We start from the raw sequence: 22140 nt of genomic DNA on the forward strand, positions 1-22140 counted from the left end.
GTTTACTTAATCTTAACCCTCTTTGCGGACTATTAATTTAACAGTTCATCTGCGCACGATAATCGTTCGATTACGCACGCTTCTTCCATTGATTTAATACCTACCTTTGAGGCATCACAAACTAGTTCAGCGCTTATGAAAAAGGGAAAACTATTAATTATAGATGATAATGAGGACATTCTTTTTGCCCTTAATTTATTACTGGAGCCCTATATGGAACAAATAAGAGTGGCTACGCAACCGGAGCGCATCGATCATTTCATGCGGACTTTTATCCCGGATATTATCTTGTTGGATATGAACTTCAAACGGGATGCTATTAGTGGTCAGGAGGGTTTCTATTGGCTGGAGAAGATAAAGAAGATAGACCCGGACGTGGTGGTTCTTTTTATGACTGCCTATTCGGATACGGATAAGGCCGTGCGGGCGATTAAGGCGGGAGCTACCGACTTTATCCCGAAACCTTGGGAAAAGGAGAAATTACTCGCTACACTCTCTTCGGCATTGGAACTTCGGGAGAGTAGGGCGGAAGTGCGAAATTTAAAGAAACAAGTTGAGATTCTTAGTTCACCCGAGGATGCTGGCTTCGAGATCATCGGTGAAAGCGAACCGATGCAGGCTATTTTCGCTACGGTCGATAAATTAAAGAATACGGATGCCAATATATTAATCTTGGGGGAGAATGGAACCGGTAAAGATTTAGTTGCCCGCGCCTTATATCATCAATCTCCGCGTTCGGGGAATCTTTTCGTCGGGATCGATGTGGGCTCTATTCCGGAACAACTTTTCGAGAGTGAATTATTCGGCTATGAGAAAGGGGCTTTTACGGATGCCCGTAAGGAAAAGCCGGGACGAATGGAGGTAGCTTCCGGTGGCACCTTGTTCTTGGATGAGATCGGGAACTTAAGCCTTTCCATGCAAGCGAAACTGTTGACCGCTTTGGAAAAACGACAGATAACCCGTTTGGGAGCAACGCAACCCATACCGATTGATATCCGGTTGATCTGCGCAACGAACGTGAATATCCATCATCTTGTGGCAGAAGGTACTTTCCGGCAAGATCTTTTATATCGTATTAATACGATCGAGTTACATATTCCTCCCTTGAGGGAACGAGGAAATGACGTGATCTTATTGGCTGAACATTTCTTGTCGAAGTATGCTCGTAAATATAAGAAAGACTTGAAGGGCATTAACAGGGATGGGAAGAATAAGCTACATAATTATGCTTGGCCTGGTAATGTACGTGAACTGCAACATGCGATTGAACGGGCGGTTATCTTGTCTGAAAGTAATTGGCTAAGGCCGGAAGACTTTATTCTGCGTTCTGTCCCGCTTAGGGATAAGGAACCATCCGATGAGTTAAATCTGACGGTATTGGAGAAAGAAGCGATCGAACGTGCCTTACGTCGTGCCGAGGGGAATATCACTCGTGCCGCCGAGCTTCTAGGGATTACCCGCTTTACCTTGTATCGTAAATTGGAGAAATTTGGCTTATGATACGTTACTTGTTGTTCGCTCGTATTTTGGGGATCGTGGTATTGTCTTTTACTGCCTCATTCTTAATGCTGAAAGGGTTTTTGTTTATTCCCGTGCTGTTCGGATTTTGTATTCTTGCGCTTTCGGTTTTCTTATATAAGGATCAGCAAAAGACTGTTAAGCGGATGGAATACCTGATAGAGAGTATTCATTACGGGGATCTGAGCCTGTTTTATCCTTCCGATTCAATGACGGAAGACGAAAAGGCTTTGGCCTCTTCTATGAACGCTGCCTTGGAGGCTTTACGGAGTCGATTGTATAATTCGGTGGTCGCTGAGGCGGAAACCGAGGCATGGCAGAAACTTATCCGGGTATTGACGCATGAGATCATGAACTCGATCGCTCCGGTAATCTCTTTATCAGAGACGGTAGCCGAGCGTGCGACGATAAATGGCATGAATGAGAAAGACTACGCTATTATGGTACAAGCCATGCAAACGATCCACCGAAGAAGTAAGGGGTTATTGGATTTTGTCGAGAATTATCGGAAATTAACCCGTCTGCCTTTACCTACTTTACGAAACTTCTCGGTTTCGGCTCTCTTTGACGATATCCGGCTTCTATTCCCGGAGAAATCCGATATCCTCTTCTTTCATGTAAAGCCGGAAGACTTGAATTTATATGCGGACCGGATCATGGTGGAACAAGTATTAATTAATCTATTGAAAAATGCGATAGAGGCTTGTGAAGAGTCCTTATCTCCTCAAATAGTCGTGGAGGCTGTCCAAAAAGCCGGCATGGTTATTATTTCGGTGATTGATAATGGTAGCGGAATTGTTCCCGAGGCGATCGACAAGGTCTTCGTGCCTTTCTTCACGACTAAATCTAAAGGTTCCGGTATCGGATTAAGTCTTTGCCGGCAGATCATGAACCGTCATAGAGGAAGTATTAGTCTCGACTCTCAAGTAGAGAAGGGTTCCTCTTTCGTTTTGCGTTTTCCGATTGTTACCAAACGGATTCTATAAATAAGTATTAATACATGCGATTAGCTTATCCGGCTTGATCGGTTTAGCGATGTAAGAGGAGAATCCGCTTTGTTTTACCCGTTCCTCATCTTCCGCGAAGGCGAAAGCCGTTACGGCGATGATAGGAATGGACTGGTTCTTTTCCCGAATTACCCGTGTAGCCTCATAGCCGTCTACGATCGGCATTTTTAGGTCCATTAGGATTAAGTCCGGTTGATATTTATTGAATAAATCGATCGCTTGTTCCCCGTTCCATGCGTGTATAAGGTTATAATCTTTCAACATGGCTTGGAATAAAGTATAGTTGCTTTCGTTATCTTCCGCTATTAATAGGGTTGCAGATTTGGATGACTGGCTCTTCTGTACATTCTCGGTCTTTGGTTTCTCATGCGGGACTTCCTGCATCTCTAGTATCGAATAGGGCAACGTAAACCAGAATGTAGAACCTTTTCCTTGCTCTGATTCCACCCCTATATCTCCACCCAGACGCTTGATAATCATCTGGCAGATCGATAATCCTAGCCCCGTTCCTTGCACAAAGCTATTTAACTTAACGAAACGGGTGAAAACTTGACCGATCTTATCCTTGGCGATACCGCATCCCGTATCTTTTACATAGAAATACAACTCATCATCTCTATGGCGGTAGCCAAACAGGATGCTACCTTGAGTCGTGAATTTGATGGCGTTGTTGATAAAGTTCGTAATGACTTGGGAGACCCGGTTACGGTCGGTGCGTAAGATACAATTCGGGATCTTCTCGACAAAGCATACCTGCACACCATCTTGCGCCTTCAAACGGGAAGACTGCTCGATATCGGAGAATAGTTGATTGACATCTACGTCTGAATCCACGAATTCTAGCGTACCCGCCTCTATCTTGGCTAGATCGAGAATATCATTGATCAATTGCAATAGCAGGTCGTTGTTGCTATTAATGATATTGATATATTCCTCTTTATCCTCCATATTCTCGGTTACGGCCAATAATCCGGAGAAACCGACGATCGCATTCAATGGCGTTCGAATCTCATGACTCATATTCGCCAAGAACGCGGATTTCAAACGATCGGACTCTTCCGCTTTCTCTTTCGCTTTCCTCAGTTCGTTCTCCGCCTGTTTTTGTTTTGTCACATCTTCTTTCTTGAAAATAACCCCGATAAGGTTGTCGTGCTCGTCTAATACAGGGTTCGCCAAAATATGAAGATACTTTCCATCGCCGAACTCATTCGTGATATCGACCTGCTTTTTGGTTTCCATGGCCTTTGCGACCGTGCAACGGGTACAATAAGGCTTTACTCCGTTCTTGACCAAGAAGCAATTAGCCGGACCGAATTCAGGGATACAGTCATGGAACTCTACCTCATTTCTCCATTTTACGGTATAATCCGGCTTGATGAAATAGATGGAAGCTTGGATATTATTCATGATTAGTATATTATCCTTCTGTAGATCCAATAACTTATCTTTCAGTTTATTGGTCCGGATAAAGAAGATTAATATCATAATCAGGAAAATAAATAATACGGTGATTACGCTTAGCAAGATCTCGAACCTGTATTTGGAGAATAGGCTCGGGTCCTCGTTGATAATAGTAGCGTCGTGGGGCAATGACAATCTGCTGATATCAAAAGCCTTGATCTTTGAAGCGTCGAACATATATCCATTGGGAATGATTTGTGGATGGATATCTTTAGGGGCGATTTTCTTTTCCAATATACTTAAAGCCTCTTTCGCCAAATCGGAACCTATAGGCCTGTATTTGGGACTGAAACCTCCGATGGCCCAGTGCCCTATGCCGACGGATGCCAATGTGAATGTCGGGATTCTGGGATTGGCGGTCATCATGGTATACGTGGCATTTCCAACATAATACCCGTCGTTCACGTCTACACGCCATGTACCAATCAATATCACGGTCTGATCCGGCAGGTTCTTGATTTGCTCAACGATGGTGTAGATATTATTCTTTCTTCCATCCAGTAATATCAAGTTCAGATCCTTGATATTTTCCATTTCCTTTTTTACCAAGGTCTGCATAGCTAAACCACCGTAGGTATTATCGGTGATTAATGCTATATTTTGAGTTTGGGGATATAACTTACGTATTAACCGGATATTTTCTTTTACGTCATAAGAATACAATAACCCGCCAAGGTGTAAACCTTTATCTACGTACTCTTGGATATCGATGTATTTCGGTTCCCATTCGGCGACATTTAAATCCGAGTCGGGTAATAAGATCGCATTCTTACTGATCATACCGCATAAAACCGGTATATTAGGCTTGTATTCTTGGGAGATATAAGAAGCCCATGCCTCTTGACCTAAGATAATGATAAGCTGAGGGGTGTTATTTTCCTTATATTTATCCAATATACCTCTCATCTTACCGTCCCATAAGGGGGCTTCCGGGAGGCTCTTACAGTTCATGTTCTCGATAACCACCGGCGAGATACCACCTCCCCGCTTATATTCCTCCATAAACTCGGAAATATTGGCGGTCGTATTACGTGTATCGGGATTGTAGGAGCTAATGATTAAAATAGGGCCTGCATTATCTGTAGCGTATAAGTGGAAAGAAAAGACCAGACTTAACACGATAAAGAGTACGAATCGTATGTAGTATTTTAATAATGTCATTCTTTACCTACCTATTCATGTGCTTATTTGCGATTAAAGTACTATTTTTTGTTCATACAGTCCACAAAAATAGAAAAGATTTATGATTAATTGCTGAAATTCAAAATAAAAAGAATCTATTACGCCTAAAATCTATAACTCGATCATCACTCCGATACTTGGGAGAAGCGTTCCTGTAAGACGTTCTATCGGTCTTAATTCGTACCGTTGTTCATATATGGGAGCTTCCGGGTTGATAATTTTACCCGTTTTGATATATACGTCTTGCTCTTTGTATTTGGAATTCAATATGTTTTGGATGTCGATATAGGCTCCAAGCATGATCTTTTTGAAGTAAAATGTTTTATCGATACGGATATCTAACTGCGTGAATGGCTTGAGCCGTTCGCTGTTAAACCGGCTGTAATCATAGTATAGCCCGTTATTAGCGTCCCAAGCTTCTACATAACTACTCTTTTCTACATCGTAAGGCGTATAGGGAGCGCCTCCTACTACCCGGAACTTGGCGCCTACGTCCCAGTTCTTGGGTAAAGAATAAGTCCCGCTAAACGTGAACAGATGCTTATTGTCCCAAGCCGAGGGAAGATAAGTGTCCATATTTCTCCCATCCTTGAATTCGCTTCTTACCAAAGTGTAGGATGCGATGAAAGTAAGCCCTTTATAATTATACCAACGTCCCATGATCTCAAGCCCATAAGCTCGCCCTGTAGCGGTAGACGATACGGCCTCATTTCCCAAGACACCATAGTCTGTACCTTTCGACGCGAGTGGGATACTGTCGAGTATGGACATCGGATAACGATCATAATGTTTATAGAATCCTTCGGCCGTGAATTTCAAGTATGAGGTAGGACGGTATTCCAAGCCTAATCCGGCTTGGTCGCTTCGGATATAGCTTAAATGATTTGTCCGGTTTACATAATTACCTTCATTATCCTTGAATCCCAATGTCGTATAAGGAGGAAGCTCGTAGTAGCGTCCGATATTCGCGTTTATATAAAGCGGATCGGACAAGCGGTAGGATAAGGATAGGCGAGGAGATAACTGATCTAACAAATTATTCATATCCGAGGAATAATTGTTTGCGTCCGCACGAACACCTAAAGAGGCGGTAAACCGCTCGTTATAACTCTCATAAATAGCCGTGGCATAGATACCCCACTTCCATATGCCAAGGTCTGTTTGATATACGATGGTACGGGGGATAGAGGTAAATTGCTTTTGATAGGTGTCATTCGTGTATTGGGCGTATTCGATGTTTCCTCCGACATTCAATTGAATGAATGGTAAGCGGAACGTGTTTTCCGTTCGGAACTTATTCTCGATCTCATCCGAACGGTAATTTAAGGAGAGATTCTCTTCCTTGCTTTCGTCATTGTCTTTGTATTTAATATTCTTATTGTTGGTCTGGCTACGGCTGATAATGACCGAGTAGAGATTTTTACCGGCATAGTGTTTATAAACCGCTCCAAGGGTATACGTTTTTTGTTTTACGACCGGCAAGTAAGAGAGGATATATTGGTTTTTCTCGCTCATGTCTTTCATTCCTGTATTCAGCTTCATATCATCGATCGCCCCTAATCCGAGAACTGTAAGCTCATTCTTGGGGTTGAAGGAGTGCTTAATCTTGAATTGGGCATCCGTGAAAGTAGGTAAGAACGGCAAGCCGATCATATCGAAAAGGAATTGAAGGTAAGAGCGACGAACAGACACTTGGTAAGTGGTCTTTTTTCCTAGCGGTCCATTAGCGGACACACCGATATCTGAGGCTCCTAGGACTCCTCGCAATGAGAATTTCTCCTTATTCCCATCTTGTAGTTTAAAATCCAATACCGAACTTAAAGTGTTCCCTTTGGATGCGGGGAATGCGGCCGAATAAAAGTTGACCTCCCGGATAAAATCGGGATTGATAATACCGACCGGACCTCCGGAGGCTCCTTGGGTAGAGAAATGGTTGATATTCGGTATCTCTACGCCATCCAAAAAGAAACGGTTTTCCGAGGGACCTCCTCCTCTTACCATCAAGTCGTTACGAAACGCTGCCGTAGACGCTACTCCCGGAAAGGTTTGTACTACCCGGGAGATATCCCGGTTTCCTCCCGCGCTTTTCTCTATCTCCTTGAAACCGATTACACGAAGTCCTAGCGGACTTTCGGCGGTTTTACGGAACGGAGAGGCTACTACGCTAACCTCTTGCAGATTCTGGCTGGCTTCCTCTAGCTCGATCGGGAAGAATATATCTTTATTCGCTAGTCTGAATTCGGCGGTAACGAATGGCTTATATCCCAGAAAGGAGGATTGGAGACGATAGCTTCCGGGTGATATGCCGGATATCTCGAATAATCCGGTGGAATCGGTGACCGCCCCTTGCGTCGTGTTCCATACCACTACGTTAGCGAAAGGTATCGGCTGTCCGCTCGATGCGTCTTTTACAACTCCCTTGATAGAGAAGGAGCGCTGTTGACCGATAGCGGCTTGTATGGTACATAATAAGAATAGTAAGAAGTAAAGATGGCGTCTATCCATATCTTATATCATATTTATAGCGGTAAAGATAAGTATTATTCTGATTCGTATGTATTATCTTTGCATACATATGGAGAAAGAATTACAGATAACGGCGGATGGAAGCCATACGCTATATATTCCGGCGATGGATGAACATTATCATTCCGTGAACGGGGCCCTGCAGGAATCAAGACATATATTTATAGAGGCGGGATTGCATGCGCTTGAAAAAGACTTTATCCGAATCGTGGAGATTGGCTTCGGTACAGGGCTGAACGCCTTCTTGACATTGAAGGATGTCGAGCTATCTCAAGCACATCATATTGATTATCATACAGTGGAGTTATACCCGCTTCCTTTAGATACGATTCGTGCCTTGAATTATGGGGAGCTGATCTGGCCGGAGAGAAAAGAGTTATTCTTAGCCTTGCATGAGGCGGAGTGGAATACTCCCGTTTCAATCTCAGAGCGCTTTACACTTCATAAAATAGAAGGAAATAGTAACGCCTGTGAACTACCGGATGATATCGATTTGATCTATTTCGACGCATTTGCGCCCGAGAAACAACCGGAGATGTGGAATCAGGAAATCTATAATCGTTTGTATGCTCATACCGCACCGGGCGGAGTGATCGTAACCTATTGCGCAAAAGGAGAGGTACGCAGAGGTATGCAAGCGGCTGGTTTTGAGATGAGCCGTCTTCCCGGTCCTCCGGGCAAGCGACATATACTTAGGGGTAAAAATTGAGAATTGAAAGTTACAGAGCGTATTCCTCGGTATTTTCAATTCTCAATTCTCAACTTTCAATTATTTAAGCATTGCCTCGATCTTTTCTACGAACTTATCCTTAGCCGTAGCGCCTACTACTTTATCAACCATCTTACCGTCTTTGAAGAAAAGAACGGTAGGGATGTTGCGGATACCGAATTGTCCGACTACATCGTCATTCTCGTCAACGTTCATTTTACCGATCGTCACACGACCTTCGTATTCGGTTGCCAACTCATCAATGATAGGAGATACCATGCGGCAAGGGCCACACCACTCTGCCCAAAAGTCAAGAACCATGGGCTTTCCGGAGTTAACCAACTCCTCGAAATTAGCGTCTGTAATTTGTAGTGCCATTTTGAATTACGTATTATTTAATTATGAATTATAATCTAATGATTGTTATGACGCCAAAAGTACAAATTCTTTCAGCGTCGTACAACTTTAACCATTAATTTTAAAATCGATATTCTCGTTCTCCTGTAAAAAGTCTACCAGCTCACGGGTCACGTTTAAGCGGATATTTTGGGAGAAGAGATTTAGGGAAATATTATGTTCCCCATCGACAACCTTAAAATATAACAGGCTATGGCCCGGATTGTTCTTGATCAATACCGAAAGCTCATTGATTGTCGGCTCGTCCAAATCATGGATCGGGACCGTGATACTGATTTTCTCGATCAGCTTGTCTTTCTCGTCTTGCAAAAGGTTGACGGTACCAATCTTGAAGTCCAGTTTATTGGGGTCCCAGCGGCTAGGCTCTACACGGGCTGTGATCAAGAGATACATCCCTATTTTACCATACTTGCTGTATTCGATATAATCCTGTCCGAAAAGAGGGATCTCGCCACTACCCGTGAAATCCTCGATCTTCAAGATACCGTAAGGCTTTCCGTTCTTGGTCATTCCTTCCCGGAAACCGGTGACGATACCACCTAATAAAACCTCCCGGCCTTGTAAGGTTTCCCGCTCGTTAAGTTCTATCATGCCGGTATTGCATACATATTTTAATATGATACGGTATTCATCCAATGGGTGGGCGGATAGGTAAATACCGACCAACTCCTTCTCTTTATTTAGGCGTTCGAGATCGCTCCAACGTTCGCATTGCGGGATCTCCGGTTTAGCGATGGCGATCAAGGCGTCTCCACCGAATAAAGAGTTGACTGCCGTGCTCTTATCCATCTGGTATTTGTTACCATAGCGAACCAAGGTATCCAAGAACAATTCTCCTTTTCCACTGTCGGTGAAGAACTGTTCACGCTGGATACCGAAGTTATCGAACGCTCCGGCCAAAGCCATGGACTCTATGTTTTTCTTATTGCAAGCGGTCAAGTTCACCCGTTCTACGAAATCGAAGATACTCTTGTACGGGCCGTTCTTCTTGCGTTCCTCTATGATATTTTGTACGGCTGACTCACCTACGCCTTTCACGGCACCTAGCCCGAAGCGGATGTTCTTGTTCTTATCTACGCTGAACTTCAAGATAGACTCGTTCACGTCCGGTCCCAATACTTGAATACCCATCGCTTTACATTCATCCATGAACTTCGTGATATCCGTGATATTGGATAAGCTTCGGCTCAAGACGGCGGCCATATACTCGGACGGGAAGTTCGCTTTCAAGTAAGCGGTCTGATAAGCCACCCATGAGTAACAAGTAGCGTGACTCTTATTGAATGCGTATGAGGCGAACTTCTCCCAGTCGGACCAGATCTTGTTTAAAGTTTCCTCTTTATAGCCGTTGGCTTGACCACCGGCCATAAATTTAGACTTCAAATGGTTCATCTTCTCGATCAACTTCTTACCCATCGCCTTACGTAAGGCATCACTCTCACCACGCGTGAAGTTAGCGAGCAAACGGGATAGAAGCATGACCTGCTCTTGATAGACCGTAATACCGTATGTATCTTTCAGGTAGCGTTCCATGACGGGAATGTCGTACTTGATCTCTTCCTTACCCTGTTTACGGGCGATAAAAGAAGGGATGTAATCCATTGGACCCGGGCGATACAGGGCGTTCATGGCGATCAAGTCCTCGAATTTAGAAGGTTGCAACTCCTTCAAATACTTTTGCATACCGGCGGACTCGAACTGGAATGTACCGGTTGTCTTTCCGTCGCAATACAATTTATAAGTCTTGGGGTCCTCCAGACTGATATGGTCGATATCCAGATCATGTCCGGTAGTCAGTTTCACGTTCTCGATCGCTTCCTTGATGATGGACAAGGTCTTCAAGCCCAAGAAGTCCATCTTGATCAATCCGGTTTCCTCGATCACGGAACCCTCGTATTGGGTAACCAGCATCTCCTCGCCGGTATCCTTGTCTTTCGCCGTACTGACAGGTACGACATCCGATATATCATAACGTCCGATAATGACACCGCAGGCGTGTACACCCGTGTTACGGACGTTGCCTTCCAGCATCTGGGCGTATTTCAAGGTATCCCGTGCCAGCGGATCATTTCCGTTAGCCGCCTCTTTTAGTTCCGGCACATACTTGATGGCGTCACCCAATTTGAACTTCTTCATGTCGGGGATCTTATCCGGAACCAATTTGGCTAACCGGTTCGATTCGGATAACGGTAATTTCTGTACCCGGGCGACATCCTTGATAGCGGACTTGGTAGCCATTGTACCATAAGTAATGATATGAGCCACACGCTCGGCACCGTATTTCTCCGTTACCCAGCGTAAGACCTCGCCACGGCCATCATCATCGAAGTCGGTATCGATATCGGGGAGGGAGATACGGTCCGGATTCAAGAAACGCTCGAACAGGAGGTCATATTTGATCGGGTCGATCTTGGTGATCCCTAAGCAATAAGCTACGGCAGATCCGGCGGCCGAACCACGTCCCGGTCCTACGGATACACCGAGTTCCTCACGAGCGGCACGGATGAAATCTTGCACGATCAAGAAGTAGCCGGGGAAACCCATGGTCTTCATGATATGTAACTCGAAGTTCAGACGCTCCTTTACTTCATCGTTCAAGGGGTCTCCGTAAAGCTCCTTGGCTCCGTCGTATGTCAATTTCGCCAAATAGTCGGCTTCCAGCTTGATGCGGTATAGTTTGTCGTATCCACCTAATTTCTTGATTTTGGAGTGCGCCTCTTCCTCGCTTAATACGACATTACCGTTCTCGTCTCGGGTGAATTCCTCAAATAAATCATGCTCTGTCAATTTCTGACGGTAGGACTCCTCGGTGCCGAACTCCTCGGGAATGGCGAAAGTCGGCATGATAGGACCGCTGTCGATGGAGTAGAATTCTATTTTGTCGGCTATCTCGAGGGTATTACTCAAAGCTTCGGGGATATCGGCGAAGATGGTGTTCATCTCGGCGGTTGTCTTCATCCATTCTTGCTTGGAGTAGCGCATACGTTTGGGGTCGTCCAAGTCTTTGCCGGTACTAAGGCAGATCAGGCGGTCGTGGGCCTCAGCGTCGTCGGCATTGACGAAATGGACGTCGTTGGTGGCGATTAGCTTGATATTATATTTGTGCGCAAGCTCGATCAGCACCTTGTTCACCTCTTGTTGATGCGGGAAAATCGTGCAATCAGCGTTAGGGTCGTGTGTCTCGTGCCGTTGCATCTCAAGGTAATAGTCTTCTCCGAATAAGTTTTTGAACCATTTGATAGACTCCTCAGCCTTATCGATTCGTCCGTGCATGATATGCTGTGGGATCTCTCCTCCTAAACAGGCGGAGCAGATGATCAGATCCTCATGATATTTCTCCAACAACTCTTTGTCAATACGCGGACGTCCGTAGAATCCTTCCGTCCATGAGAGGGATACCATCTTGATCAGGTTCTTGTATCCATTCTTATTTTTGGCCAGAACGATCAAGTGCCAGCCGCTACGGTCGTCTTGCGAGGCCAGCTTGCTATGCCTTCCGTTGCGAGCGCAATAACATTCGCACCCGATGATCGGCTTGAAGATGGAAGCTTTCGCTTCGGCGATTTGTTTTTGTAGTTCCGTTATCCTTTGTTGTTCCTCATCGGTTGGCGCATCCTTGGCCAGCAGCGGTTTTAGTTCTTTCTCGGAGTCCTTGATGATCCCGAGAGGTTTACTGTTCTTTTTGCTAACCTTATTGAAAAACTCCTTGATACCGAACATAACGCCATGGTCTGTTACGGCGATCGCACGCATTCCGTCTTTGTACGCTTTGTCGATCAACGCGTCGATGGATGCCTGTCCGTCCAGCAAGGAATACTGGGTATGTACGTGTAAATGAATAAACGGTTCCATATATATTAATGTATAGTCTGGTGCATATTGAAATAAGTGCATAAAGGTAGGAAATATTTTTTAGTACGAGAGAGGTTGTTTTGCTTTTAAAAAAACACGTACGTCTTTTTTCGGAAACACGTACATGTTTTTGGAAAAAGACGTACGTGTTTTCTGAAGGATATAATGAGGTTATAATATGTGTGATTCTATAGAATCTATATGTTATATAAACAGATGTTGTATTGATATTTTGCTTGATATAAGCCGTATATCGTGACAGGAGGTTTTCGTGAGGTGCTCGAACTAGCGGATGGAAGATAGTTATGAATGGCGTTTTTCTGTGTGAAAAGCCGTTTTATACTGTACTTATGCTTGGAAAAAGCGAATCTCAGGGAGTTCTGTTTACAAAGTGTCATTTTGTTAGAACAAAGGAAACTAATATTCCGATCTATCGCAAAAGGTGATCTTACTTTTGTTGATTATTCGATGGTGTATTTATAATGTACGCATGTACATTAAATAATAGAAGAGAAAAATGATTGATTTAAACGATCGTTTAGATCTTGCGTTTTTAAAGAAGGAAAACGGGAGGTTCGTTTACGGAATCGGTTGTTTCGTAAAGGATAGGCTATCCTATTGATAAGAAAGCGAATAAGGGATGAAAAAAATAGCCCGGAAGGGTTGCAGAAGTCAAAGAAACGCGTACCTTTGCAAATGACTAATTAAAACGATGGTTTAGACTAGTCGTTTTCTAACGGTAGTCTGCTATCAGAAAATAGCTAAGTGCTTAATTAACACTATTATTAATATTAAATTCTAAATTATGAACAGAAAGATTTCTACATTGTTAACGGCGGGTCTGCTTGTGGCGGGGTCGCTGTGCGGTAGTGCCTTCGCTCAGACGCCGACGGTTTCCATTAAAGATTTGACCGGAATCGGATCTACAGTGGCGAATGAACTGAAAAACGGGGCTCGATATGTGATGGTAGATGCCTCTTCATTGCTAGCCTATGGTCATGAAATAAGCACTACTACCGGTAAGATTGTTGAGGTAGGGGAGGCTATAAACACTCCGATTTTTTGCGATGACAGCGATAGCAAAGACGGCGTTAAGAAGTACATTTGGACGGTCAGCGTGACAGAGGTTCCGAGAGGTTTCTTCTCTTATACCCTCACCAATGCGGAGACTGGAAAGGCGTTGAGATACAACAGCGCATATAATGCGATAGAGACAGACCCGGCAGCGAAAGCCGAGGATACCTTTAAGGATTTCGTGTTTGAGAATACAGGTACTGTCACTTCTACTCCCACTGGTGCGAAGTATTCTGCCTCTAATAAGTACATGGTTGCCTATAAAGCGGGTGTGACTGTTTGGAACGGTCTGTCATGGTCTGGCAGCCCATTGGTCTCTACTACTACGATCTCTGCTCCTGTGTTCTATGAGGTTAAATCCGAGGAACTTGAGGATGTTACCGAGTTGAACGCATTATATAACACTTCTGGATTCTCATTCGCTTCCAAGCCTTATGATACGGATCAAACCGAGGAGCCGATCGGCAACTTGTTCAATACGAAGAAGGTGGTAGCTCGCTATGTATCTACCGCTATTGAAGTTGACGCTACTCAGTATCCTTCTTATTCGGGTAATACTAGTGATTTGAGGATCAAGCCGGGTATGTATTTCTTCACAGAGAACGCTCCGAAAGATGGTGCTGATTATAAAGAATGGATGAACGCTACGATCTTGGTCGTAAGCTCAACGGAGACCGTTGAGGCTACAAATGCGGGACGTGCCTCTGGTGATGGTTTCGCTTTGGCAGAGGTGAAAGTCAGCGACTTGAACTTCTATCAAGGTTCGGATAATGCTTGGATGACAGCAGCTAACGATATCTCTATCAATAACGCTAACTTCCGTGTGCAAAAGAGCTATGTGGACGCTTATCCGTATGAGTTGAACGTTGATGATTTCCGTTATCGTGAGCAAGCTAGCAAGGCTAAGCACGTTACTAAGCCTGTTAAGTTACATGTGTTGAAACATAGTGACAAGTACTATCTGACCACTACACATGCTACAGATGACCAGTTCATCTTCAAGTTGGCTGCCGCCGGTATGAAGAAAGGTATCGAGTTGTTGAACACGGAGGCTAAGGTCGCCGCTTACACGATCCGTATCTTAGACGGTAAGGAATTTGGGTCATCTACCGATAACATCGACAAGAAAGACATCAAGAGCGTATACGGCAAGTACTTGACGAACGCCGTTAAAGCTTCTCAATTCGAGTTGGTAGCTAAGGCTAAGGTTCTTTCTCAATTGGAGACTCCGGCTTATCAATGGGCTATCTCCAGCGTAGACAATGAGTATGAGGTGACATTCACGAACCGTGAGACCGGCGAGTATTTCACAGCAAGCTTGTTCCCGAAGGCTGATCTGGGCGAGAACGTTTACGAATTGTCCACAAAGAGCAAAAAGGTTACCGCTATCTATGTAGACGCGAACACATACAATGAGACAGTGGGTGAAGTCGCTGAAATGCAACAACTGATCGTCGAGTTGACTCCGGCTGAGGTTGATCCGTACGCAGGTTTCTTGAACCTAGACGATGAGACTTTGGTGACGATGGCTTTCGCTCGCGATAACAACGAGACTTCCAATAAGTGGTATGTGGCAGCTAAGAAACAAGCAATCCCATTGATTAGATATGAATTGAACAAGAACGGTAAGTTCGCTAACGAGGTATCCGATGCCGCTCAATGGCAATTGGTGAAAGATGATAAAAAATGTACGATCATCGAGCGCAGTTTCGTTTACAATAAGGATGGCCGCGTGACGGTACAGGCTAGAGCAGATAAGGGCTACGCTTATGTTTATCAGTTGCAGTATATCAATGATGGTATCGAGACTGATGAATATTTCCCGCAAGGAACTACTCCTGTAACTAATGTAACAGAACAGGAAGTGTTAGTTAATGAAGGTCAAGCTAAGTTCGTGATCAAGCTAGCCGCCGATGGTTCTGTTTACTTGATTCCGGTGGGTGACACAGACAGTTCTATCGCTTCAATTTTGGATGAGAATACGAAGTCTGTTGTAGACGCTACTTATAAGGCTTCTATCGACGAATGTCAATATACTACTCCGTCTTCAGTTTACGCATGGCCGTCAACTTCTACACAACAAGATTGGTTATTGAACACCTACTTGATCGTAGAAGCACCGGAGATCAGCTACCCGGCAGAGGAAGGTCATATCTCCTTGGTAAGCGATAAGGGTAACTATATCTCCATGAACGAGAATCGCGATGGTATCGTGGTAAACGAGAATCAATACTCATTCTACTTGCAAGTAACCGATGAGGACGCTGTTGTTCCTTCTTTCTATATCTCTAACAAGGGTACGGTTGAGAATGGTGACAGATTGTTCTTGTTCAACCCGGCAGACTCTGTAAACTATTATGTCGCAGATGGTACATACGACAGAAAGTATGAGTGGATCAAGGGTGAGACAAAGGCGATCTTCAAGCCGGCCACTCTTTGGGAGACTAAGGATACTTTGACTACGGTCGTTAAGGGTAACAAGGTTTCCGTGGCTGAAGAGGCTGATGATGAGGGCGTATTAGGTGGCTTGGATTACTTCAAGGTTCAGATCATCCAGTGCGAGGACAATGAGAACGAATATCGTATCCGTTCTGTAGCCAAGAAGGGTTCTTATCTGTATAGCTTCAACGACCAGTTGTCTTGGAGCGGTAGCAAGGAGAAAGCAATGCGCTTCACTATCACTACAGGCGATCCTACAGCTAACGAGTCTATCGCAGACGCAGCAGAAGGCGTTAAGGTAATCGCTGGCAACGGTACCGTTGAGATCCAAGGCGCAGCTGGTAAGAACGTGGTAATCACAAACGTTCTTGGTAAGGTTGTAGCTAGCACGGTTCTTACTTCCGATGACGCTACGATCGCTGCTCCGGCAGGTATCGTTGTGGTGTCTGTAGAAGGCGAGGAAGCTGTTAAGGCAGTCGTTAAATAAGAATAATGACGATAAATAACATAAATCGAAAATCATTCCTGCGGGAGTTGTAGTGATTCAAGTACCCCGTGAGGGCGAACAGGCGGGAATGGATTAATATTAATACTAAAGTAATAAATTAAAGTTCATCTGCCGTTACCTCCGTGAGGAGGGAAGGTGTGAAAAAATAGCCTCGGTCGTTTCCGCGATCGGGGCTAACTTTTGAGTGCCCCTTTCATGAGTTATACTTTTTATATAGCTTTCCTGTATGTTTCAGTAGGATAAATGTAGATGTTATTGAAAAATGTATATCTTTGCTTACTATTAGAAGGAAAAGCAAATGAGGAAGTTTATGAGAAAGATCGGATTGTTGTTGATTGCCGTGATGATGATTTTACCGGCGATGGCTCAGGTTTCTTTCGGCGTACGTGCCGGAGGCGCTTATTCTTCGTTGATCCAGAAGGTGGAGGATACGTATGAGGCGGGAGCCCGCTTCGGTTTCAGCATAGCGGGTTTGGCGGATATTCCTTTGAGCAAGAATAAAAAATGGTCGCTTCGTCCTGAGGTGGCGTTCGTGAACCAAGGTGGCGCTTATTATTCGAATCAGGATATACATGGGATGGCGCTTCATAATAAATGTTGGTATTACTCTTTGCAGATTCCCGTGAATGTGGCTTATACATTTACCTTCACGGACGTTCATCTGTCCGTATTCGCCGGTCCTACCTTTGATTGGTCCTTGTTTGGCAAGATGAAGAGCCGGGAGACCAATCCGGATCTCCATTTCGGCGTGTCCGATGAGAAGGACTTGAAACCTTGCGACTTTGGCATGAATGTCGGCCTATCGGTAGAATATAGTAACTTTTTCTTTTCCGTAAGTTCCCTATGCGGCATGATAGACCGCCGTGCCTTGAAGCGTGACGGCGAGACTTCCGTTTATCAAAATAACGTGACATTCTCTTTGGGGTATTACTTCCGTAAGTGATGAGTATCTTCATAATAACTTGAAAAATAATTAGATTTGTTTGGTATTTCGGATAAAACCCGTACCTTTGCAAGCCGATTATTATCAAATTGTACTAAGAGTTTAGTTCTTAGCACGTTGTTGCATCATGTGTCCGTTGTGACAATGTTGGTAAGGCTAGTTTTTTGAGTTATTAATTAATTTAATTTTTAAGCAGTGGATACTTTAAGTTTTAAGACCATTTCTGCAAACAAGGCAACTGTAAACAAAGAGTGGGTCATTGTTGATGCTGAAGGCCAGACGTTAGGTCGCCTTTGCGCTAAAGTAGCGAAGCTTTTGCGCGGTAAGTACAAACCCAATTTCACTCCGCACGTTGACTGTGGTGATAATGTAATCATCATCAATGCAGACAAAGTCGTTCTGACTGGTAACAAGTGGAACGATCGTATTTATTTGAGATATACCGGATATCCCGGTGGACAGATCGAGTATACTCCGGCTGATCTTTTGAAGAAAGGTGGCGACCGTCTGTTCCGTAAAGTAGTAAAAGGTATGTTGCCTAAGAACCGTCTGGGTGCAAAGTTGTTGAACAACATGTACGTTTATGAGGGAACTGAGCACAAGCACGAGGCTCAACAACCTAAGTTAATCGATATAAACTCATATAAATAATCACGATGGAAGTAGTAAATGCAATAGGAAGACGTAAAGCGGCAGTCGCTCGCGTATTCGTTAGCGAAGGTACGGGAAAGATCACGATCAACAAACGTGAGCTGGAAAAATACTTTCCTTCTTCAATCCTTCAGTTTATCGTAAAGCAGCCGTTAGCAAAGTTGAACGTCGCTGAGCAATATGATATTAAGATCAACCTTGACGGTGGTGGTTTCAAAGGTCAGTCTGAGGCTGCCCGTTTGGCTATCTCTCGTGCGTTGATAAAGATTAATCCGGAAGATAAGGCTGTCTTGAGAGCGGAAGGATTCGTAACTCGCGATCCTCGTGCTGTTGAGCGTAAGAAACCGGGTCGTCCGAAAGCTCGTAAGAGATTCCAGTTCAGTAAACGTTAATGTTATTTGTGAGTCCCTTACAAGTAAAGCGAAGCGTTTAGTATCTAAATTATCGGGATTCTTTTTACATGTGGACATGCGGAAAGACTACCTGATGGTTGAAATTAAACAAAGAAAGTAAACGATTTAAGAAAAAAACAATGTCAAGAGTAAATTTTGATCAATTATTAGAGGCTGGTGTACACTTCGGACACTTAAAAAGAAAGTGGAATCCCGCTATGGCTCCTTATATCTTCATGGAGCGCAATGGTATTCATATCATTGACCTTTATAAAACAGTTGCTAAAGTAGACGAAGCCGCTGAAGTTATGAAGAACTTGGCTAAACAAGGCAAGAAAGTTCTTTTCGTGGCTACCAAAAAACAAGCTAAACAAGTTGTCGCTGATAAGGCTGCTTCCGTAGGTATGCCTTACGTTATCGAGCGCTGGCCGGGTGGTATGTTGACCAACTTCCCGACGATCCGTAAAGCTATCAAGAAGATGGCTACTATCGATAAGATGACAAAAGATGGTACATTTGATAATCTTTCTAAGAGAGAAAAACTTCAAATCACTCGTCAACGCGCTAAGTTGGAGAAGACTTTAGGTTCTATCGTAGACCTTACTCGTCTTCCGTCAGCGTTGTTCGTTGTAGACGTGATGAAAGAGCATATCGCTGTTCGTGAGGCTAACCGTTTGGGTATCCCTGTATTCGGTATGGTTGATACGAACTCTAATCCGAACAATATCGACTACGTTATTCCGGCTAACGATGACGCTACAAAGTCTGTAGAGGTTATCTTGGGCGCTATCTGTGAGGCTATGAACGAAGGCTTGCAAGAGCGTAAGGCTGAGAAAATTGACGCAGAGGCTGCTGAGGAAGCTCCGAAAAGAGAGCGTAAGGCAAAAGCCGCTGTTAAGAAAGAACGTACGAAGAAAGAAGACGACGATGCGTTGAACGCTAACGTTGCCGGTAAGTTCGCGAAAGACGAAGAATAATTCGATTGACAATTGACGTTGACAATTGACAATTAGAATACAAATACAATGGGCAGTTGGCTTTTGACAGGATTTGTCAATTGGCAACTGTCCATTGTCAATTTTTGAAAGTATAAACATTTTAAAGATAAAGGAAATAAGATTATGGCTGTAACAATGGCTGATATTACCAAGCTGCGCAAAATGAGTGGAGCTGGTATGATGGACTGTAAGAAGGCTTTGACAGAGTCTGACGGTGACATCGAGAAAGCAATGGAAATTATCCGTAAAAAAGGACAGGCTATCGCCGCTAAACGTTCTGATCGTGAGGCTGCCGAGGGTTGTGTGTTGGCTAAGAAGGATGGCGAGTTCGCCGCTATCATCGCTTTGAAGTGCGAAACAGACTTCGTGGCTAAGAATGAGGACTTCGTAGCTTTGACTCAGGCTATCTTGGACGCTGCCGTGGCTAACAAATGCCGTACTTTGGACGAGGTGAAAGCTTTGCCTATGGGCAAGGGTACTATCCAAGAAGCTGTTACGGATCGTAGCGGTATCACTGGCGAGAAAATGGAGTTGGATGGCTACTGCGTAGTTGAAGGTGCTTACACTACTGTATACAACCATATGGGTAAGAACCAACTTTGTACGATCGCCGCTTTCAACAAGGAGTCTGAGGAAGCCGCTCACAATATCGTTATGCAGATCGCCGCTATGAACCCGATCGCTATCGATGAGGCTGGTGTTCCTGAGTCTGTAAAAGAGAAAGAGATCCAGGTTGCTATCGAGAAGACGAAGGCTGAGCAGGTACAGAAGGCTGTAGAGGCTGCATTGAAGAAGGCTGGTATTAATCCTTCGCATGTAGATAGCGAGGCTCACATGGAAAGTAACATGGATAAGGGCTGGATCACGGCAGAGGATGTAGCTAAGGCTAAAGAAATCATCGCTACTGTTTCCGCTGAGAAGGCGGCTAACTTACCTCAACAGATGATCGAGAATATCGCTAAGGGTCGTCTGGGCAAGTTCTTGAAAGAGGTTTGCTTGTTGAACCAAGAAGACATTATGGATGGCAAGAAGACTGTAAGAGAGACAATGAAGGAGATCGATCCTGAGTTACAAATCTTGGCGTTCAAACGTTTCACTTTGCGTGCTGAATAATTGCGGTAACGTATTTGATATAAAGAAAAAGGCGGTACAACCCAATGTATCGCCTTTTTTATAAAGTATAGCTTACTTGCCCATAGAAGATATACTTACTTGTCCAATGCAGTATATCTTACTTTGCCAAGTAAGTATATCTGTTTAATTTTTTCTTATTTCAATGCGGCCAACGCATCCTTAATACGTTTGATCGCCTCCACGATATTCTCATCGCTGGTAGCGTAACTCATGCGGATACACTCAGGTGCCCCGAACGAGGTACCACCTACGCAAGCTACGTGCGCTACTTCTAAGAGATACATAGCTAAGTCATCAGCGTTGTTGATTACACAGGTTCCATCTGTCTTGCCGTAATAATAACTACATTTGGGGAATAAGTAGAAGGCGCCTTCCGGTTTATTCACCTCGAAGCCCGGAACTTCTTTCGCTAAATTAACGATTAAGTCACGACGACGTTCGAAAGCCTTACGCATTTCCTCAACGGGTTCTTGTGAGCCTGTATAAGCCGCTTCCGCCGCTTTTTGAGATACGGAGCAAGGGCCAGAGGTATATTGTCCTTGTAATTTATTAACCGCTTTCACGATCCATTCCGGTCCGGCGATGAAACCGATACGCCAGCCAGTCATCGCATACGCTTTGGAAACGCCGTTTACGATAACCGTACGGTCTTTCATTCCTTCGATAGAAGCGATGCTGTTGTGTTTACCAATATAGTTAATATGTTCGTAGATCTCATCCGCTATAACGATGATATCCGGATGTTTTTTCAATACTTCCGCTAAACCTGCCAATTCCTCGGCGCTGTAAACAGAACCCGTCGGGTTGGAGGGAGAGCAAAGGATTAACGCTTTTGTCTTAGGTGTAATAGCGGCTTCCAGCTGAGCTGGAGTGATCTTGAAATCTTGCTCGATACCAGCCGGAACGATAACGGGGGTTCCTTCCGCTAACTTCACCATCTCCGGATAGCTTACCCAGAAAGGGGCAGGGATGATAACCTCGTCCCCCGGATTTACCAATACCATGACCGTGTTACAAACGGATTGTTTGGCACCGTTTGCGCAAGAGATCTGGCCTGCTGTATATTCCAGTCCATTCTCGTTCTTCAATTTGGCAACGATAGCATTACGTAATGCCGGATAACCCGCTACGGGAGAATAACGTGAGAAATTATCGTCAATCGCCTTCTTCGCGGCTTCTTTAATGAAGTCGGGAGTATTGAAATCGGGTTCTCCCACACTTAAGTTGATAACATCGATACCTTGAGCTTTCAACTCACCGCTCTTTTGTGACATCGCCAATGTTGCTGAAGGCGATAAACTCGCTAAACGATCTGAGACTTGTGTCATG

General features: G+C 44.3%; 14 protein-coding genes. 9 read left to right on the forward strand and 5 right to left on the reverse strand.

Annotated features, from left to right (window positions below):
- Nucleotides 1–135: 135 nt before the first annotated feature.
- Nucleotides 136–1500, forward strand: coding sequence for a sigma-54-dependent transcriptional regulator (locus BHV83_RS13715; protein ID WP_009275379.1), 1365 nt, complete (start codon nt 136–138; stop codon nt 1498–1500).
- Nucleotides 1497–2504 (forward strand): sensor histidine kinase, encoded by a 1008-nt coding sequence (locus BHV83_RS13720; RefSeq protein WP_057326206.1) that lies wholly within the window; start codon nt 1497–1499, stop codon nt 2502–2504. The genes BHV83_RS13715 and BHV83_RS13720 overlap by 4 nt, the downstream gene beginning before the upstream one ends.
- Here BHV83_RS13720 and BHV83_RS13725 read toward each other — a convergent pair.
- Nucleotides 2499–5147 (reverse strand): ATP-binding protein, encoded by a 2649-nt coding sequence (locus BHV83_RS13725; RefSeq protein ID WP_057326205.1) that lies wholly within the window; start codon nt 5145–5147, stop codon nt 2499–2501. The two genes, BHV83_RS13720 and BHV83_RS13725, sit on opposite strands and share 6 nt — an antisense overlap.
- A 132-nt stretch (nt 5148–5279) precedes the next feature.
- Entirely contained in the window at nt 5280–7673 is a 2394-nt protein-coding gene (locus tag BHV83_RS13730; protein WP_057326204.1) for a TonB-dependent receptor, read from the reverse strand.
- A 70-nt stretch (nt 7674–7743) separates the two neighbouring features.
- Here BHV83_RS13730 and mnmC2 point away from each other — a divergent pair, with 70 nt between their 5' ends.
- Nucleotides 7744–8403, forward strand: a complete 660-nt coding sequence (gene mnmC2 / locus BHV83_RS13735) for a tRNA (5-methylaminomethyl-2-thiouridine)(34)-methyltransferase MnmC2 (RefSeq protein ID WP_087880432.1) — start codon at nt 7744–7746, stop codon at nt 8401–8403.
- Between the two features lie 60 nt (nt 8404–8463).
- On the opposite strand, the gene trxA is transcribed toward mnmC2, so the two are convergent.
- Both trxA and dnaE read right to left on the reverse strand, forming a co-directional pair.
- Entirely contained in the window at nt 8464–8781 is a 318-nt protein-coding gene (trxA, locus tag BHV83_RS13740) for a thioredoxin (RefSeq protein WP_005867529.1), read from the reverse strand.
- 87 nt (nt 8782–8868) lie between these two features.
- Nucleotides 8869–12672, reverse strand: coding sequence for a DNA polymerase III subunit alpha (gene dnaE / locus BHV83_RS13745; RefSeq protein WP_057326232.1), 3804 nt, complete (start codon nt 12670–12672; stop codon nt 8869–8871).
- 805 nt (nt 12673–13477) lie between these two features.
- Here dnaE and BHV83_RS13750 point away from each other — a divergent pair.
- The 6 genes from BHV83_RS13750 to tsf all read left to right on the forward strand — a co-directional run bounded on the left by BHV83_RS13750 (nt 13478) and on the right by tsf (nt 20790).
- Nucleotides 13478–16672, forward strand: a complete 3195-nt coding sequence (locus BHV83_RS13750) for a DUF6383 domain-containing protein (protein WP_286757634.1) — start codon at nt 13478–13480, stop codon at nt 16670–16672.
- A 331-nt stretch (nt 16673–17003) separates the two neighbouring features.
- Nucleotides 17004–17636: a porin family protein gene (locus tag BHV83_RS13755; protein ID WP_008777864.1), complete on the forward strand. Its 633-nt coding sequence runs from the start codon at nt 17004–17006 to the stop codon at nt 17634–17636.
- A 195-nt stretch (nt 17637–17831) separates the two neighbouring features.
- Nucleotides 17832–18287: a 50S ribosomal protein L13 gene (gene rplM, locus BHV83_RS13760; RefSeq protein ID WP_005859486.1), complete on the forward strand. Its 456-nt coding sequence runs from the start codon at nt 17832–17834 to the stop codon at nt 18285–18287.
- Between the two features lie 5 nt (nt 18288–18292).
- Nucleotides 18293–18679, forward strand: a complete 387-nt coding sequence (gene rpsI / locus BHV83_RS13765) for a 30S ribosomal protein S9 (RefSeq protein ID WP_005859484.1) — start codon at nt 18293–18295, stop codon at nt 18677–18679.
- Nucleotides 18680–18819: 140 nt separating this feature from the next.
- The gene (rpsB, locus tag BHV83_RS13770; protein ID WP_005859482.1) at nt 18820–19656 is read left to right on the forward strand and encodes a 30S ribosomal protein S2; all 837 of its coding nucleotides are present in this window, start codon (nt 18820–18822) and stop codon (nt 19654–19656) included.
- A gap of 144 nt (nt 19657–19800) precedes the next feature.
- Entirely contained in the window at nt 19801–20790 is a 990-nt protein-coding gene (tsf, locus tag BHV83_RS13775) for a translation elongation factor Ts (RefSeq protein ID WP_005859480.1), read from the forward strand.
- A 155-nt stretch (nt 20791–20945) separates the two neighbouring features.
- On the opposite strand, the gene BHV83_RS13780 is transcribed toward tsf, so the two are convergent.
- Nucleotides 20946–22139, reverse strand: a complete 1194-nt coding sequence (locus BHV83_RS13780; protein WP_057326202.1) for a pyridoxal phosphate-dependent aminotransferase — start codon at nt 22137–22139, stop codon at nt 20946–20948.
- Nucleotide 22140: the final 1 nt, after the last annotated feature.

Source organism: Parabacteroides sp. merdae-related_45_40 (genome assembly GCF_001915675.1).